This window comes from Mesorhizobium sp. M1142, assembly GCF_040318565.1.
Lineage (GTDB): Bacteria > Pseudomonadota > Alphaproteobacteria > Rhizobiales > Rhizobiaceae > Mesorhizobium.
Genome location: NZ_JAMYMK010000001.1, coordinates 276,764 through 293,737, shown reverse-complemented (window position 1 = coordinate 293,737; position 16,974 = coordinate 276,764). Strand labels below are relative to the sequence as shown.

Annotated in this window: 13 protein-coding genes; 7 read left to right on the top strand and 6 right to left on the bottom strand. The window is 60.5% G+C overall.

Annotation, left to right across the window (positions count from 1 at the left end):
• Window positions 1–406 precede the first annotated feature (406 nt).
• The 3 genes from NKH42_RS01380 to NKH42_RS01370 all read left to right on the top strand — a co-directional run bounded on the left by NKH42_RS01380 (window position 407) and on the right by NKH42_RS01370 (window position 7,347).
• A complete protein-coding gene (locus NKH42_RS01380) occupies window positions 407–5,407 on the top strand; it encodes an AAA domain-containing protein (RefSeq protein WP_352973911.1) in 5,001 nt (1,666 codons plus the stop codon).
• Entirely contained in the window at window positions 5,394–6,818 is a 1,425-nt protein-coding gene (locus NKH42_RS01375; protein ID WP_352973909.1) for a hypothetical protein, read from the top strand. Before NKH42_RS01380 ends, NKH42_RS01375 begins: the two co-directional genes overlap by 14 nt.
• Before the next feature lie 133 nt (window positions 6,819–6,951).
• The gene (locus NKH42_RS01370) at window positions 6,952–7,347 is read left to right on the top strand and encodes a restriction endonuclease (protein WP_352973908.1); all 396 of its coding nucleotides are present in this window, start codon (window positions 6,952–6,954) and stop codon (window positions 7,345–7,347) included.
• A gap of 133 nt (window positions 7,348–7,480) precedes the next feature.
• On the opposite strand, the gene NKH42_RS01365 is transcribed toward NKH42_RS01370, so the two are convergent.
• Window positions 7,481–8,398 carry a hypothetical protein gene (locus tag NKH42_RS01365; RefSeq protein WP_352973906.1) on the bottom strand — a complete coding sequence of 306 codons (918 nt, stop codon included), beginning with the start codon at window positions 8,396–8,398 and terminating at the stop codon, window positions 7,481–7,483.
• Between the two features lie 438 nt (window positions 8,399–8,836).
• On the opposite strand from NKH42_RS01365, the gene NKH42_RS01360 reads away from it, so the two are divergent.
• Window positions 8,837–12,229 (top strand): TM0106 family RecB-like putative nuclease, encoded by a 3,393-nt coding sequence (locus tag NKH42_RS01360; RefSeq protein WP_352973905.1) that lies wholly within the window; start codon window positions 8,837–8,839, stop codon window positions 12,227–12,229.
• 169 nt (window positions 12,230–12,398) lie between these two features.
• Here NKH42_RS01360 and NKH42_RS01355 read toward each other — a convergent pair whose 3' ends face one another.
• A complete protein-coding gene (locus NKH42_RS01355) occupies window positions 12,399–12,839 on the bottom strand; it encodes a hypothetical protein (RefSeq protein ID WP_352973904.1) in 441 nt (146 codons plus the stop codon).
• A complete protein-coding gene (locus NKH42_RS01350) occupies window positions 12,836–13,372 on the bottom strand; it encodes a hypothetical protein (protein ID WP_352973903.1) in 537 nt (178 codons plus the stop codon). The genes NKH42_RS01355 and NKH42_RS01350 overlap by 4 nt, the downstream gene beginning before the upstream one ends.
• A 110-nt stretch (window positions 13,373–13,482) precedes the next feature.
• Here NKH42_RS01350 and NKH42_RS01345 point away from each other — a divergent pair, with 110 nt between their 5' ends.
• Window positions 13,483–14,076, top strand: coding sequence for an SOS response-associated peptidase (locus NKH42_RS01345; protein ID WP_352973902.1), 594 nt, complete (start codon window positions 13,483–13,485; stop codon window positions 14,074–14,076).
• A gap of 1 nt (window position 14,077) precedes the next feature.
• Here NKH42_RS01345 and NKH42_RS01340 read toward each other — a convergent pair whose 3' ends face one another.
• Window positions 14,078–14,353, bottom strand: a complete 276-nt coding sequence (locus tag NKH42_RS01340) for a hypothetical protein (protein WP_352973900.1) — start codon at window positions 14,351–14,353, stop codon at window positions 14,078–14,080.
• Window positions 14,354–14,457: 104 nt separating this feature from the next.
• A complete protein-coding gene (locus tag NKH42_RS01335; protein ID WP_352973899.1) occupies window positions 14,458–15,213 on the bottom strand; it encodes a hypothetical protein in 756 nt (251 codons plus the stop codon).
• 158 nt (window positions 15,214–15,371) lie between these two features.
• On the opposite strand from NKH42_RS01335, the gene NKH42_RS01330 reads away from it, so the two are divergent.
• Window positions 15,372–15,833, top strand: coding sequence for a hypothetical protein (locus NKH42_RS01330; protein ID WP_352973898.1), 462 nt, complete (start codon window positions 15,372–15,374; stop codon window positions 15,831–15,833).
• A gap of 35 nt (window positions 15,834–15,868) precedes the next feature.
• Here NKH42_RS01330 and NKH42_RS01325 read toward each other — a convergent pair whose 3' ends face one another.
• A complete protein-coding gene (locus NKH42_RS01325; protein WP_352973897.1) occupies window positions 15,869–16,015 on the bottom strand; it encodes a hypothetical protein in 147 nt (48 codons plus the stop codon).
• A gap of 173 nt (window positions 16,016–16,188) precedes the next feature.
• Here NKH42_RS01325 and NKH42_RS01320 point away from each other — a divergent pair, with 173 nt between their 5' ends.
• Window positions 16,189–16,830, top strand: coding sequence for a poly-gamma-glutamate hydrolase family protein (locus NKH42_RS01320; RefSeq protein ID WP_352973896.1), 642 nt, complete (start codon window positions 16,189–16,191; stop codon window positions 16,828–16,830).
• Window positions 16,831–16,974: the final 144 nt, after the last annotated feature.

Sequence of the window (16,974 nt, the reverse complement as noted above, 5' to 3'; positions counted from 1 at the left end):
GGGCGAATAGGATGCATCGGCTCATGAGATTGGTGTCCGTGATGGACCCGGCTCGGTGCTGCAACGACCGGTTGGGAACGGGGCGGCTGACTCGAAGCCGACGTACGTTTTCCACGACGCGAACGACAGCTTTGCGCGCATCTCGATCATTCGCACGATCCGGTCCTCCACCAAAAGCAGACTCGTCGGTTCCCACGTTCGTGTCAGTCGATCGTGACGGTACGAACGGCGATTATACTATGGACCAGATTATCAATCTGGAAAGGCTGGCGTGCCGTTGGTGCCCAAGGCTAGAAAGCACACCGATAGGATTGTGGAAATCTATGCTTTTTGGCTCGCAGCGGTGAAATTTCTTCCCGGCGGGGGCTACGGTTGCTTATATGCCCGCGCGGAGGGATGCCAATAAATGCAAATTACGCCATGCGGGCGCGGTGTACACGCGCGAGAAGTCAAAGGACTGGAGCGCCTCAAGAAGGATCTCCCGCCCAATTGGTACGCATTCAGCAATCTCGATCTCGTCCTGGGTCTCGGAAAGTCGCGTGAAATCGATCTCATCATCGTCGCGGACCACCGCATCTTCTTTGTAGACATAAAGGATTGGCACGGCCGGATCGAAAATCGCGGCGGGCGCTGGTATCACAACGGTAAGGACAGCGGTCCGTCCCCGGTCCAGAAGATCGGCGATATTGTCCGCGAAATCCTGACGCCTTTAGGAAATGCGCTGAAAGCACGCACAGAGACCCGCAAGGAGCCGGTCCCATCGATTGTCGGCCTTGTCGTGGTGACGGGCTCCGCGAACATCTCAGCGCTCGATGGGCAGGAGCGGGCAAAAGTAGTTACGGTCGACGAGTTCATAAAGCTCGTGACCAACGCCAGGAAGCAGACGGAGATCTTCGGTGAGCCGCTGACCACTTTCATCAGACGGCCCCTCACGGATAATTTCTGGAAAGACAAGCTCAGCCGTTTCTTCAATGTCGGTCCCAATTCGCCCTTCAAGCCGGGAAGGCGCCGCTTTCAGCGGTATCTTGCTGAGGACAGCCCCAGCTACGCCCATCCGAGCGACGTTTACCGCGAATACGAGGCGGCGGAAGAAGGCAACAAGAACAACCTGGGCATTCTCCGCCTCTGGGATTTCACGAAATGCAGCGAGGCCCGCTTTCTGACCGAAGAAGGCCGGCTGGAGATCGCTGGGCGAGAACAGCAGGTCTATCACTGGCTGCGAGACAGGGATCAGGACCTGGAACGCACTCTCCTGACGCCGCGGCTCGATGATCCCGAGCGCGGGGTGAAATACTGGGAAATTTATGACCGCAGGCGACGCATGCGCCGCCTTAACGAATTTGCAGTTAGCGATGCCGCGACGCTGCTGCCCGGCGAGAAGATTGAACTTGCGCGCCAGGTCCTGAACGCCGTTGCCGCCATGCACCGGCAGAACGCATCGCACCTTGATCTTGGCGGTCACAGCATCTGGCTCGAGCTGCCCACCTCCGTGCGGTTATCGCATTTGCTCGCCGCGCGGTTTCCTGAAGGCAGATCGCTGGGATCAGCGCGCTATCAGTTCCTCTCCAGCGTGGCCGTTCCCGACGACGTTCTGGGTGTCGATCTGGGCCCCAAGCGTCGCGACGTATTCCTTCTCGGTGTTGCGCTTCATCACCTGCTGTTTAATTCTCTCCCCACTGGCGAGCCTGCTGAATGGCGGCCTGAGGTCGACGTGAAGAACGACTATGCGGCGCTACATCCCTGGTTCGTAGAAGCGCTCGAAGTCAGTCCACAACAGCGCTTCGCGGATGCCGTAATCGCGCTCGAAGCCTTTAACAAAGCCACTGCCGCCCGCCCAACCCCTGATGAAATCGTGGCGGGCCTTGAGTCGTTCCGCACCGCCATGCGCACGCAGCGTCAGCTGTTCATGGCGTTTCCCGTTGAAGGGGACATGGTGCTCGAAAGCGACCGTCTCGATGTGTGGCGCAGTAGACAGAATGAAACGCCGGTCTTGGTGAAACAGTGGAAGCAGCCCGCTTGGGGTGATCTGCGGAGAGAAGGGGGAACGGTTCTCGCCTTCCTGCGCAAATCCGCTGATGCGAAGGCAGACAAGCTGCCTGGCATCGCGCCGGTGCGGGACGTCCACTGGCTGGGTGATAGCCTTGTCCTCGTGCAGGATTGGGTCGAGGGGACGTCTTTGGCTGAGGAGCTGGCTATATCCGCGGGGCAGATGTCCTCCGTTGAAAAAGCGATCGATGTTACCAGCCGCTTGATCACGGCTGTCGAAACCCTCCACGATCACAGCTTTTCCCATGGCGATCTGAAGCCGGCGAATATCGTCATCAGGGAGGGAGAGCCTGTTCTGATCGATGCTCTCGACTTCTCACCGCGCGTCGATGGCGATCTCGTTACGTCGGCGTACGCACCGGAATCCGGGACGCGCCTCGAGCGCGACCGGTATGCCATTACAAAAATCACGGAAGAAATTTTCGCCTGCGTCGACGATCTCGAAGCACAAACTGCCGTCGAAATAGCGACGGCCGTCCGGGATTGCCGTGAAAAGCCTCCCGTTCTGACCACCTTGTTGCCGTTGCAGGAGGCCTTGGCGCGCGCCGAGGAGCGCCGCACCAAGACGGATGAACCAGCTTCTTCTGATGGTCTTTCCATCTCGTTAGCGGGACAGCAGACGGGGGTGATCGATCCGGACGAAGGGTACCTGTTTCTGCGCCTCCGGCGACACCCGTCTTATGGCAGCCTGACGCTGCATATACGCGGCGCGTTCGAAGAGATCGAAGTCCGTCTCGACCGGCAAGGACAACCGATTGGAGCATTCCGGCGCCGGCTCGAGCAATGGCTACTTTCAATCGCCTCAAAACAGGAATTCCACAAGATCGAGGGACCGCTCACAGTCACGAGGGACGATGTCACAGACCTGTCTGCGCTTGCACCATTACTCGCTGACACCACTGTAAAGGCGCGTATCGATCAGGAACTCTCCGGGCCCGCGGCGCCCGCCATAACGGAGGCGCAGGACGCCGGAGGTCTGGCACCTCAAGATGACGAAGCCGAAGACGCGCTGGCAGAAGAAATTGCCGTCATGGCGGCCGCCCAGCCGGCAGATATCGACGTGCCAAAACTCTGGCGCACCCTGATTGACGTTGAAAATGAACTGACCACCGAGGGCGTTGCCCAGCTAGACAGCGCCTTCGATCGCAATATCGCGCGCCACAAAGTCGTGCTTGAGCTGGAGAGCGGTGACTTCGACTTTTCGCGCAACGATACGGTCGGTGTGCAGAAGCAGGACAAGCGGGGCAATTGGCGCCGCGTCGGAGAACTCGACCTGAACAGATCGCGCCCTGACCTTGCGGTCATCGATCCCCAGAGCGGCGCAACCTTTGGATCGCGCCTGGTCGAAGCGGGTCAGCGACTCCGCTTTCTTAGCCATTTCGAGGGGACGAGCCTCAAGCGGCGCACGGATGCCGTTGACCGCATTCTACTGGGCAACGGTCGAGCGGGAAATCTTCTGTCCGCGTTCGACTCCCGTTCGCAGGCAACGCCCGAAATCACCGCACGTCAGGTAAGCGACGAGGCACTGGCGATCTACGATCTGAATGACGATCAAAAGGAAGCTTTTCGCCAAATTGTCTGCGCTCGGCCGCTCGGTCTTCTGCAAGGTCCGCCTGGCACGGGAAAAACCAGATTCATCGCCGCGCTCACGCACTTCACCATCGTCACCGGCATGGCCCGCAACGTGCTTCTATCCAGCCAGTCTCACGAGGCGGTGAACACCGCGGCCGAAGCCGTTCTCAAGCTGTTCCGCAAGACCGGCGAGCTTCCCAGTCTGCTTAGAGTCGGGATGGACGACGGGCAAGTCTCTGAACCGCTGCGGCCATACCATACCTCGCGCGTTGAGCAGTCCTACAAAGACAGATTCAGCGCGACTTTCGGCGACCGCATGGCCGTTGCCGGAAAGAGCTTGGGCATGCCGCCGGAGGTCATTGCGGCCGTGGTCACCCTCGAATCCACCGTCCGGCCGGTAGTTGAGCGCATCGCGGAATTGTGCCATTCCACAGAGCCGCAGCTACAACGGTTGCGAGGGCTCACCGATACCTTGCAAGAGCACCTGTCGCTACTCGATATCGATGTCGAGCTTCCTGATAGCATCTTCGAAGAAGACTGGATCAAGGTCCTGGACGACGTGGCCGGCGCGATCTCCCGCCGCGCCGCGCGGCAGAATGCCGTGGGCGCGGACAAAATCGAACGTCTTCGCGCCATCGCGGGGCTTGGGCGCGATTTTGTCGGCAGCGTTTCACGCGCCGAAAGAAGCTTCGACACTTTCCTTGCTGGAACGCGGCAGATCGTAGTTGGAACCTGCGTCGGGCTGGGCCGCTCATCTCTCGGTCTGACAGCGACGGCATTCGATCTCGTCATTATCGACGAGGCGGCACGCTGCACGTCCGGCGAATTGCTAGTGCCACTTCAAGCTGCGCGTTGGGCAGTCCTTGTCGGGGATCAGGCCCAGCTGCAGCCGCAGCACAAGCCGGAAGTCGTCAACCTTGTGGCGGAACGCACAGCCATCTCCAAAAGAGAGATCAAGCGCAGTGACTTCGAGCGGGTATTTGCGACCCCTTATGGGCGCAAAGCGGGCGCAAGGCTGAAGACCCAATACCGCATGCTGCCGCCGATCGGTCAGCTGGTTTCCGAAGTCTTCTATCCAGACCTCACATTGTCGGCTGGCCGCACTGCGCCCGAAATCGACGAACAGTGCCTGCCGAAGGAGCTGAACAAACCCCTCGCCTGGATCACCACGGACAGCCTGGGCGCTGCTGCATATGAACGCAAAGAAGCGAGCAGCAAGATCAATCCGGTCGAAGCCGACGCCATCGTTCGCCTGCTGGAGAAATGGCACGCGGAGGACAATTTCCGGCAGTGGCTTCTCACCCAGCAAATGCATCCCGTCGGCGTCGGCGTCATTTGCATGTACGCAGCGCAGCGCAATCTGATCGAACGCAAGATCAGGCAATCGGCGCTCGCCTCGCTCCTTGAGCGCCAGGTGAAAGTCGGAACGGTCGACAGTTATCAAGGGAAAGAGAACCCGATCGTCATCCTTTCGCTTGTTCGCAACAACGCCTTTGGTCCGCAGGCTGGAGGGGTAAAGGGCATCAAGGAAGGATTCCTTACAACCCCCAACCGCATCAATGTTGCGGCCAGCCGCGCGATGGATCGGCTGGTTATTGTCGGAGCGCGGCAACGCTGGATTGCCAACAACCCCATGGGCTGTCTCTCCGCTGGGTTCTCCCGGAGGGTAGCGGACGGTTCAGCGGTGGAAATTTCCGTCGACGAGATTGTCGGCACGGTCGCCAATCAGGCCGAACCGGCACAACCGCGTGTCAAAGCAAAGAAAGGAGGAGCCGTTGGGAACGCCTAGTCGTCCACTGCTCCGCTTGAAGGGCCATGAGATTGTGCCTGCGGACGAAGATCGCCGGGTCGCCATCGACGTGTTCGATCTGCTGTTGCCCTGCCGAAACTACGAGGTGAAATACAAGGTCGCCGCCCTGGGGCAGGTGAGCCCGACCCTGGAATTCCTGCTACGTCTTGTAAAGGCAACCCCGGGCATCAGCGATGCCGACGCGGGCGCGTTCTTTGGTTACAGCGTGTCGGAGATGGCCTACGTCCTCGAAGAGGCGACCGGCCCCGGCTATGTCGAACGACGAGCCGGCCGGCTTTGGTTGACCGTTTCTGGCGACAGTCTGTTTCGGGAGGGGGAGAAAGAACCGACCATCTACACTGTCGAATCCCGTCGCCGCACTTTCGGTTTTGACCTGATGTCGATAGCGCCTCAGGGCAAACGTGGGATAGATCCTGTGGAATCGGCATTGCCCGAATTGCCTTCTGAAGACCCGGCAGGCACCGGGCGCGTGGCAGAGCGCCTGCCCGGTAGATTCAAACATTTTTTTCGCGAACTGGCCGACCGGGCCGACCGCGGAAAATTGGAGCGCCGCGATATCTATTCCATCGACCCTGCGGTCTCTGCTGGTGAGCGGTTCCAGGTGCCGGTTCGGGTTTTGACATACGCGCAAGCATCAAATCCGAGCGCCGCGGAAATAGATCTTTCTTCGTGGCGGCCAGATCATGAAATTGCCGATCGGCGGGAAATCGAGCGCGCCGTCGCGCTTCTCGTCAAGGACCAGCAGACTTCCGTCAACCAGCTCGATGCCGCGTCCGCTTACCAGGTTCTCATCGATCTGGCCCCCGATTTTCTAAAGGAGTTTACGACACGCGCGGGTCTTTCCGAAGTCCGATACTGGCGCGAAGCGGTGAGCCGCGCCGGCGAGCCGCGAACAGACAGAAAGACCATCCCCATTGTTGGTTCGCTTCTGCTCCAGGAGAACATCGAGCGCATCAGTGCTGTGCTCGAATACGGCATGCGCGATGCTGCAGAGCCGCCGAGCAGGATATATGCGGTGGCGCCGCAGACAAGGCGTTGGGGTGCAACGACCCAGCAACGAGACATGCTCACGCTCCTGCAGGAAAAACTTGCGCGCGCGTTTCCCAGCGTGGATCGGGGGGACACGAAATCCACCTGCCTTTATGCCGGTAAGCCGGCCGCTTACACCACGAGGACCTTTGACGAGGTCCTGACAAGCCACGTCGAGCATTTCCCCAAGGCGCTAGAAATTCTGCTGATCCCGGGTGTCGCTGTGGCCGCGCTGGCTCATGCGCCCCTGGGAGCATCCAATGGCAATCCGGTGCCGCTTGGTTGGGCATCCTTCGATCCAGAGGTCGTCGAACGCGGCAACACTTATCTGATGGACCGCCTCGAGCGCTACGCGGCATAGACCAACGGACATCCCCCGACCTGCCGGACACGACGAGCTTCTGTTCGCGCTCAGCGTTGCGATCGCTGAAGGACAGACCGCCAATGAACGCGGTAGAAGTTTAGAGGAGTTTGGCCGACGCTTCTTCGGAAGTGTGTTCGAGATCATCGATGAGCACTATTGGACGGAAGCGGGAGAGATTGATCTCATTGCCGAGATCACCCCTGCAACGCCCTTCCGGCGAGAGTTCGGCGGAGACGTATTCATCGAGTGCAAGAACTGGGCGACGCGGCTTGCAATGGAGAAGGCTTCAGCCTTCACCATGAAGCTTGAGCAGCGCCGTGTCCGACTTGGGTTCATCCTTTCCGCCCAGGGCTTCAAAAAAGCGGCCGAAGAAGTAATCAGGGGACAAGCGCCGAGTCCCGAAAAGGCGCTCATTGTTTCTAGCGACCGAAGAAGTGCGGGCGACACTGCAGCGTCGCGAGCCGATAGAACTCTTCTTGAAGGACCGTATTCGCGCGACGAAATATCGCCAACGTCGATCAAATAGTGGTGTTGTTCCGCCTTGTCCCTCAGGGATTGTGAGGAATCGTCGGTTCAAACCCGCCAAGCCGAATTAATGGTCTTGTAGACTCGATGGTATAGCCCGATGCATTTGTCGATGGCTCAAGAAGGCATCCCAATCATGCAGCTGCCACAGGGACCGGTTTTCGCGCCCGTTCCAGCAATGTTATTCCATCGATGAGTGATCGGTCCAGCCGATGTGCCGTCTCATGGATGAGGAGGGGAAGCGCATCCGCCAAAATCGGGAGCGCCGGCAATCCCCAACCCGCCAGACGCTCCTCGAGCGATCTCTTCAGACTTGCTGAATGCCAAGGCGTTCGAGCATCGTCCCACAGATGCTTTTCCTCCTTGACCTTGATCCAGAGCCAGGGTTCGAGCCGCTCGACCGAGCCGTCCTTCCGCAAACGCCACAGGGGCTTGTAGTCGCGTGAGAAGAACACTTCCGAGCCATCCGGCTCCGTCCAGTAGCCATAGGGCAGATACAGGCGCATGGGCAAAAAGAGGGGTAGGGAAGTTCGCGGCGCCACATATTCAAAATCCGCGATGGTCGTGACCTCCTGATGTGAAATCACCTGTGTTGGCCGTCCGAAATCGAGGAGAATGACCGGTTCGCCTTTGCGACCCCGGGTCTTGAGTTTGCCCATCGCGCCACGCCGCCGGGCACCGACCACCGGTAGCACTGATTTGCGCCAGCAGCTCAGGCGGATGGCGATCTGGTCATTGAGGAGGAGCGGTCTATCGCCGGTCAATCGCGAAGCCGAGAGCGCGAACTGCGCGTCCCCATCCTGCACGCCGAGCTCGCGTCCTAGTGCAAGGCTGAGGTCGGACTGGCGCTCGACAAACGCATGATGCTCCAATTCTTGATCAAGCGTGCTAGGGGTATCGGCGCCGAAGCTTCGGTTGAACTCGTACCAGTCGCGATAGCCGCGTGCGCGGGCAAGGCCGTTCTGCGCAGCGGATAGTGCCAATCCAAGCTCGCCTCCAATATGCTTGGCGGCTTTCTTTGGTCGGGTGGAATTCGGAAAGCACAGCCTCATGATCGTCTCCCAAAGGCGCCTGGTGCGAGTCGGTCCACTCAACCCAACGGCGCGCTCGAAAGAGGGCCGAGGTCTTAGAAGTGTACTTGCCCCGAAGGCTTCACCAATGTGGACGGTGCGGGAGACTGCTCCGCTTCGGAGAACATCTCATGCCATCCAGATTTGTCAACTGCCGCAACGTCGAGATTCACCCCTGACGAAGGAAGGGCGCGCCTTCCTGTGCGTTCTGATAATGTCACGAGCCGCTCGCTGTTGCAGTTGCCTCGCCGGGCTGGCGCCGCACGCGCTTGGGCTAGCCGTAGCCGCAATGAGCCAACGGCGGGCCGGGGAACGGTGCGGCGACGATGGAAAACAATCCCGCAAATCCGGCGCCGTCGGCACAAGGCGGCGATATCAGCCGAATTGCCGGGCTGTCACCAATCTGCGTAGACTTTGTTTATGCTGAGAATCGGCTCCGAACTACAGCTTAGCGCCTCCGACTTGGTTGGCCACTTGAACTGCGGTCACTTGACGGCGCTTGACCTTCAGGTTGCGGACGGCGCGCTTGAAAAGCCGAAGATCTGGGACCCGCTGCTCGAGATCCTCCAGCAGCGCGGCGCGGCGCACGAGGCTGCCTATGTTGATCACCTACGGGCGTCCGGCTTTACGGTCGCGGTCATCGAGGGCAAGGGCATCGATGACGGCTCAATGTCCACCACGATCGAGGCGATGCGCGCCGGCGCGCAGATCGTCGTGCAGGCCGCGCTGCGCTCCCCGCCCTTCACTGGACGGGCCGACATCCTCCGGCGCGTCGAGACGCCGAGCGATCTCGGCGCTTGGTCCTATGAAGTCGTCGACACCAAGCTTGCCCGGGAAACCAAGGGCGGGACGGTGCTGCAGCTCTGCCTCTATTCGGACCTCGTCGGGCAGGTGCAGGGCCTCGTGCCAGAATATGCCTACGTTGTCGCGCCCCTCACCGGCTTCGAGCCGGAAGTCTTTCGGATCAACGATTATGCCGCCTACTACCGCAATGTCCGGGAACGTTTCGCCGCGTCCTTGAACGGAAACGGCGGCACCTATCCGGAGCCGGTCGCTCATTGCGACATCTGCCGCTGGCGCGGCCAATGCGACGACCGGCGCCACCAGGACGATCACCCCTCCCTTGTAGCCGGGATCACGGCCGCGCAGCGCGGTGAACTCGCCGACCACGACGTCGCCACCATGACCGCGCTGGCCGAGCTCCCCCTGCCGCTGCCATGGAAACCCGAGCGCGGCGCCGCCTCGTCCTACAATCGCATTCGGGAGCAGGCGCGGATCCAGGTCGCAGGGCGCGCGGCCGGGAAGGTGCTCCATGAAGCGCTGCCGATAGAACCGGGCTTTGGCCTGTGCCGCCTGCCGGTGCCGGATGACGGCGACATTTTCTTCGATCTCGAAGGCGACCCCTTCGTCGGCGAAGGCGGCCTCGAATATCTCTTTGGCTATGCCTTCAAGGACGCGGAGGGCGTGCTCACCTACGTCGCCGACTGGTGTCTCACGCAGGCCGATGAAAAGGCCGCCTTTGAACGCTTCGTCGATTTCGTGATCGAGCGGCGAGCGCACCATCCCGGCATGCACATTTATCACTACGCGGCCTATGAGGTGGGCGCGCTCAAACGCCTGATGGGGCGCTACGCCACGCGCGAGGAAGAGATCGACAAGCTGCTGCGCGGGCAGGTCCTGGTCGATCTCTACGCGGTGGTCCGCCACGCCATCCGCGCCAGCGTCGAGAGCTATTCCATCAAGAAGCTGGAGCCGCTCTACGAATTCGTACGCGCGGTGTCGCTGCCCGATGCCAACTATGCCTTGAGTAGGGTTCAGGCCCGCTTGGAGCTCGGGGACGCGGGCGGCATCAACGCAGACGACCGGGCGGTCGTAACTGGCTACAACCAAGATGACTGTATCTCGACGGAGCGGCTTCGGGACTGGCTGGAGGGTCTGCGCACGGACGCGGTCGCCTTAGGTGTGGAGGTTCCCCGGCCGGCTCCGCCCGAAGAGCAGGCTGCGCCGGATATTACAGCCTGGCAGGCGCGGATCGATGCAGTAGTGGCTAAGTTGACCGATGGCATTCCGGTGGACTCCGCGGAGCACAGCGCCGAGCAGCAAGCGCTCTATGTGCTGGCAAACGTGCTCGACTGGCATCGCCGGGAAGAGAAGGCGATCTGGTGGGAATATTTCCGGCTGGCGGCGCTGTCCGCGGACGAGCTTGAGGACGAGCGGGCAGGCATCGCCGGCCTCGAATTCGTGGATACCGTGGGCGGAACCGTCAAGGCTCCTATCCACCGCTATCGATTTCCCCCGCAGGACGCTGAGTTTCGCGGCGGGGAGGATTTGCGCAGCGTCGGCGGCGAGCGGTTCGGCAAGGTCGAGGCCGTCGAGCTGGAACATCGGTTCATCGACATCAAGAAGCGGGGCGACACTGCCGGTTTTCACCCCGAAGCTATCTTCGCCCATACCTACATCGACACGAGTGTTCTGGCCGAGTCCCTGGTGCAGATCGGCGAGTACGTGGCCGATCATGGCATTGCCGGCCCCGTCGCCTATAAGGCGGCGCGCGATCTGCTGTTGAAGCTTCCGCCAGATGCCGGCGGCGCGGCGCTGCGCCTGCCAGGAGAGCGCGCGGTCGACGCGGCCTGTCGCCTCGTCCCGGCCTTGCAGGGCGTGCTCGCCATCCAAGGACCACCGGGCGCGGGCAAGACCCATACCGGCGCCCACGCGATCCTTGCGCTGGTCAGGGCCGGCCTTCGCGTCGGGGTGACCGCCAACAGCCACAAGGTCATTCGCAACCTGCTCGCGAAGGCCGCCGAAGAAGCAGCGAAGGAAGACTTCGACCTGCAGTGCCTGCATAAGGTCACGGATGCGGAAGATAATGCCCCGCACCTCACTTTCACGACGAAGAACCCCGAAGCCCTCGGCGCCTTTGCAAGCGGCTACCACGTCCTCGGCGGCACGGGGTTCCTGTGGGCCCGGCCCGATGCGGCTGGCCTCGTCGACGTGCTGTTCGTGGATGAGGCCGCGCAGATGTCGCTCGCCAACGTGCTTGCTATGTCGCCGGCCGCAGCCAGCCTCGTCCTGCTTGGTGATCCGCAGCAGCTTGAGCAGCCGATGCAGGGCTCGCATCCCGAGGGTACGGAGGTCTCGGCCCTCGATCACATTCTCGGTGGACGGCAGACCATCGCCGTGGACGAAGGCCTATTCCTCGATCAGACTTGGCGCCTCCACCCCGACATCTGCCGTTTCACCTCCGAACTGTTCTACGAAAGCCGACTCCTTCCCCGTCCCGGTCTCGAGAACCAAGCCGTCCTGATGGACGGCCCGCTTGGCGGGAGCGGCCTGCGCTATGTTGCGGTGCAGCACAGTGGCAACCAGAATTCCAGCCCGGAGGAGGCCAACCGCATCCGTGATATTGTGAGCGGGATCCTCGCTTCGGGTGCACATTGGCGCGATCGCGAGGGCAACGGGGCGTCGCTCACCCTGAACGACATTCTGATTATCGCGCCCTACAACGCGCAGGTCTTTGAAATCCAGGCGCTCCTCCCCGGCGCGAGGGTAGGGACGGTTGACAAGTTCCAGGGGCAGGAGGCGCCCATCGTGATCTATTCCATCACGACCTCCAGTCATGCCGACGCCCCGCGTGGCATGGAGTTCCTTTACAGCGCGAACCGCCTCAATGTGGCCATCTCCCGCGCCAAGGCACTGTGCATTCTCGTGGCCAATCCGGACGTGTTCGAGCCGGAATGTCGGACGCCGCGCCAGATGTATCTCGCCAACGGCTTCTGCCGCTATCTGGAAATGGCCGATGTGGTCGATCTATAGCCGTTTCGCTCCGGCACATCCGTGGCCGTTGAAACGTGGCGACGAGGAAGGGTGTCCGTGCGCTCGACGCCGCACATTTCAAGGCCGCCAAGATGGCGATCATGGCCGAGACGCTGCAGCGCACCCCTGTTATCGTCTAGACGGATAGAATGAGGGCGGGGCCGGCGCGCTAGGCTGTCGTGGCTCCCATGCCCCAGCTCCGCACAGGCCAGGAACCCTCGCTTTCCTCCTCCACGACGAAATAGAAATTATTGAGCCGCTGGGCTTCGATGCGTGGCAGCATGTCCGAAAACTGCGCCCTGGTGACTTGGAGGGAGAGGCTCAGCGACGGCAGGCGATCGGCCTGGAAGAGCTTGCCCGCGTCAGGGAACTCCGTCTTCATGGGCGTGGGCGCCATGATCATGACGACGCCCGGCCACCTGAACACCGCGTCCGGCATGATGAGCGTGGCCGGGAGAATGATATAGGTGAACTCGACCGACTGGCGGGGCGGACCTGGCTGAACCACCTGGCCGAAGTTGACGCTGGCTGAGCCTACGATTTCGCCGCGCCACTCGCCCGCCACAATCGGCGGTAACTTGAGACGGCCGTCCTTTTTGCGGACGGTCATTCGGCAGGTGCGGTGCCAGGAAGCGTGGCAATATCGATATCTGCTGCCTCCAGCCTGCGCCTGGCCGCCGCGACGACCTCCGCGCCAAACTGCGGTGCGTGCCGCAAAACGATGGCTTCGCCGGTCAGCTCCGGCATGTTCCGCTCCAGCAGCATGACAAAGCCGTCGGTGCTTTTGGCGCTCATGGCCCAGTCTTGAAGGGTTTGGACCACGCCAGCCCTTGCGACTTTCTGCCTTGTGCGCGCGAGCCGGGTCGTCTTTCCCCGCTCTTCGGACAGGACGTGCTCGAAGGCATGTATCGTCTGCCAGAAATCATGCTCCACGGTCCCCGGCTTCTCTTTGGGCAGGATCGAAACCAGCTTGCGGAAAGCCGCGTCGGCGACTCCCGGCTCACCCTTGTCCCGGGCGTTCCTGATCCAAGATCTCAGCTTATCGGGATCGTTGCAGTTCTCGATCAGGCTCAGAATCTTTGCTACGTCGCTCATGCAGTCCTCCCTTTGGCCCCTGACCCCCAGGCCCTTCTTGCCCACCACAGTTAGACAGACACTCCGATTGAACGGGGCCCCTTGGGTTGACCGCCGCTTTCCATGGCACCTCCGTTTGCTCTAGTGTTAACAGAGGTTGCCCACGTTCGGAGCCTACCATGTGCAACGACTACGAGCAGCATGCCGCTTGGGCTGAATATTGCCGGATGATGGCGTCACTGGCGCTCAAAATCCCCAGCCACCAAACCGAACTCGATCTGCCCCAGGCGGACGACGTGCGCATCAATGACCCGGCGCCAATAATGCGTGCCGTTGATGACACGATCGAACTGGCATCGATGACGTTCGGATTCCCGCCGGCGGGACCAAAAGGCGGGCCGGTGTTCAACTTCCGCTCCGAAGGGCGGCAATTCGGGAACAGCAAACGCTGCCTCATTCCCGCATCCGCATTCTTCGAATTCACGGGCACGAAATATCCAAAGGCGAAACATCGCTTCACGCTCAACGGCTCTTCCTTCATGGCCGTCGCGGGGCTTTGGCGTGAGGCAGTCGGCAATAAACCGCCCACCTTCACGATGCTGACGACCGATCCCGGACCGGATGTCGCGCCGTATCACAATCGGCAGGTTGTGGTCCTTCAGCCCGAGAATTGGGCGGCCTGGATCAATTTGACAAAGCCTGAGGCGGAGCTTTTGCGGCCGCTTCCAGCCGGATCGCTCTCGGTGGAGACAGTTCGCCCCGAAAGCTCGTGACTTAACTGCGCAGTATCTCCGGCACGCTAAGCGGACCGAGATCGAGAACTGGCGTGTATTCGCCCGTGCGGCGCCAGACGCCCCGCACCTTTCCATTCTCCCGGTCCCGCCTCGGATCGAACCTCAGCCCCTCGAAGTGATCCAGAAAGGCCTCCGCAGATGCGGCATCGCTGAAGCAATGGAGCCGATAGGTTTCATATTTGCCGTTCGGCCATATCGCCTGCACATGCCGCGTCTGGGGCCTAAGCCCTCTTTCCTGGCAGAACTTTGCGATCATGGTGAAGTTCCGGTCGGTACAGAGGTCATCGGGTAGCGCAACCTGATGTGGCCAGTCGCGGTCGATGACCGATGGCGTTGGTGAGCCCCGACTGCGTCTGACCACTATTCGAAATGCATGGACTGGCCGCGCATCATGGCCAACGTCAGCGCGATTGCAGGATTTGCCGGCGGCTTCTCCATATGCAGGGAGCCGTCGAAATCGCGCCATGCCGCCATGCGCAATTCATCACCGTCATCGCTGGCCGCAGGGTCGAAAACATGGGCATCGCAGGGATCTCGGTCGATCTCGATCGTCCAGTCCTTGAGCGCCTTGCGAGCCATCTCTTCGACCTGGGCAAGGTCACTGGTGAAGAAGGGGATACGGTCTCCATCTTCCGAAAGCGGCTCAACCCGATCCAGCGTTGGCCGCTCGGGAACCCAGCCCAGAACGAAGGCGATATCGAAATCGATCTGGCGGTCCGGGCCGCTCGTGATCTCCAGCCGCTTGACGACGTCAGGATAGAGCTGCTTCCGCGCCGGCCACGTGTCCGGAATTGCCTCGGCTTGCAACTTTGTGCGAGGAACATTGATCAGTTCCATGACCTGATGGTGCGGGACTTTGTCCTCCGGCCAGCCCGCACAACATGCAGTCGTCGCCGCCTCGTCGGCTTCCATCCAGACTGAAGCAGCCCGGTCCTCGTCCTCAGTAGGCTTGTCGTCTTCCGGGAAGCCTTTGATATCCCACCCTTCCAACGCGAACAGCCCTTCCGCGCCTTGCAAAGCCGTAATGCCGGCCCGCGCGAAGACAGCTTCGGCCGCAGCGATACCGCGTGCCATTTCTTCGGGCGCCGCACCTTCAATGCTCAAGCGAAGTTCCATGGTTCGCCTCCTATGTCCTATCTCTGTCACTGTGAACAAAATAAGAACAAAGAGTCAAGCGCGCCCTTGACGGGAGAGGAATATGTTCCTTATTTTCAGCGTGATCTGGAGCAGCAAAGGACCATGGCTCGGCGTCAATCGCGCTGGCCGGCGAAGCTATGGCAAAAACGGCGGAAGATAATTTTCGGATCGAGGTTTGGGATCGCGAAGAGCAGGCCTTATCCGAAACCATTTCGCGTTCCCCCGATTCCACGGTGAGTCAGGCGGCTTGGCAGGCCGCCATCCGACGCCGTCCAGGCATGATGCTGATCCACTACAACAGTCGACATGTGATGGAGAAAATCCTGACACCAGGCGAGGTGAAGATCCCGCCGCAGACCATCATCGAAGGCAGCGTTCACGCCGGTCTCGATGTTGCCCTCGGAGACCTTCGCGAATGGCATGTGTTGCGGGCCTGGTGCAAATCCTGTTCGCACCACGCAACGGTAAAGCCTGCCGGTCTCATCAAACGCTATGGCAAAGGCGCTCTGTTCAGTTCAGTCGAGCGCGCGCTTTTTTGCACCAGTTGTGACAGGGGCGGGCCTGTCCGGCTGGAAATTCACAAGCTGCCACGCAATTGAGAGGAGCCGCAAGGCGCATGACCTGATCGATTTCTTCAGGGCAACTCGGCGCTGGCACTGGCCAATCCTATCGCATCGTCGCGCATCGGCGACCGGACTGTCGAGAACCGGAACTGCGCGCAATCGAGGCCCATCAGCTTCCATATTTTGATGGAGATCGTCGTTGTCTTCTTCAAGCTCATCATTGCAGCCCTGTAAGGCGACATTCGGCAAGCAGCAGACACTTCATGACCTCGACAAGCTTCGTACTGTCGAGAGATGAATTCTGGAGTGGCTTCGAATATTATGCGCTCATTATTCGCATGAACGGGCATTGGCGCAACGCGCCAACTCCACGTAACGCACTGGAAAGCTAATGAAAAAAGAGTTTCCGAACTTCGCCGCGTTGAAACGCGCAAAAGAAGAAAACAAAGATTATTGCGTCGTCGTCCGACCTGCATTGGATACCGGTACTGCGCTCGTGATGACGCCGCATGGCGGCGGGATTGAGCGTCACGTTTCGATGATCACGGCAGCTATCGCGGACGGCGACCTCGATATGTATTGCTTCGAAGGAATGCAGCCTAAAGGCAATGCAGAATTGCACATCACGTCAGAGAATTTTGACGAGGATCGCGCGCTCGAGCTGCTGAAAACAAAAAACACCGTCGTTGCAATCCATGGCCGTGCTGACGAGGGCGATGCGGATACGATCTATCTGGGCGGCAAGGATGCGGATCTGGTGGTGGCCATCAATGAGGGCCTGCGAGCTGCAGGATTGAAGACAAAAGGCAGCGGACATCGATTCCCTGGCACGAAAGATTCGAACATAGTCAATCGTGGACTGACGGGCAAAGGGGCACAGCTGGAGTTGCCCCTGTCCTTGCGCAAACGACTCGCCAAAGAGCCAGACCTCTTGGAGACGTTTCGCGGCGCAGTTCGGGATGCTATGCTCGCGCTCGATACCGACCGGCGAAAGCAGAGCGACGAACCTTCATTTCCGGCCGCAGGGAAATGAGGCGGATAGCTGCCGCTCGGGGAAGGGTCTCGCGTTCCGCGCTCGTTGACGTTGGGTGAGCTTTGACCCTTGGAGCCGTTTTGTTTGCATGGCGGTGTCTCCGCTGGCGCAGCAGCTCCTTCCGCTATGATCGCCGCAATCCTT

Excerpts from the sequence above, each read along its gene's own strand:
- NKH42_RS01355 (WP_352973904.1), bottom strand. The coding sequence starts at position 12,839 with ATGACCGTCCGCAAAAAGGACGGCCGTCTCAAGTTACCGCCGATTGTG.
- NKH42_RS01340 (WP_352973900.1), bottom strand. The coding sequence starts at position 14,353 with ATGATCGCAAAGTTCTGCCAGGAAAGAGGGCTTAGGCCCCAGACGCGG.
- NKH42_RS01345 (WP_352973902.1), top strand. The coding sequence starts at position 13,483 with ATGTGCAACGACTACGAGCAGCATGCCGCTTGGGCTGAATATTGCCGG.
- NKH42_RS01330 (WP_352973898.1), top strand. The coding sequence starts at position 15,372 with ATGGCAAAAACGGCGGAAGATAATTTTCGGATCGAGGTTTGGGATCGC.
- NKH42_RS01360 (WP_352973905.1), top strand. The coding sequence starts at position 8,837 with ATGCTGAGAATCGGCTCCGAACTACAGCTTAGCGCCTCCGACTTGGTT.
- NKH42_RS01365 (WP_352973906.1), bottom strand. The coding sequence starts at position 8,398 with ATGAGGCTGTGCTTTCCGAATTCCACCCGACCAAAGAAAGCCGCCAAG.
- NKH42_RS01335 (WP_352973899.1), bottom strand. The coding sequence starts at position 15,213 with ATGGAACTTCGCTTGAGCATTGAAGGTGCGGCGCCCGAAGAAATGGCA.
- NKH42_RS01380 (WP_352973911.1), top strand. The coding sequence starts at position 407 with ATGCAAATTACGCCATGCGGGCGCGGTGTACACGCGCGAGAAGTCAAA.
- NKH42_RS01325 (WP_352973897.1), bottom strand. The coding sequence starts at position 16,015 with ATGAGCTTGAAGAAGACAACGACGATCTCCATCAAAATATGGAAGCTG.
- NKH42_RS01320 (WP_352973896.1), top strand. The coding sequence starts at position 16,189 with ATGAAAAAAGAGTTTCCGAACTTCGCCGCGTTGAAACGCGCAAAAGAA.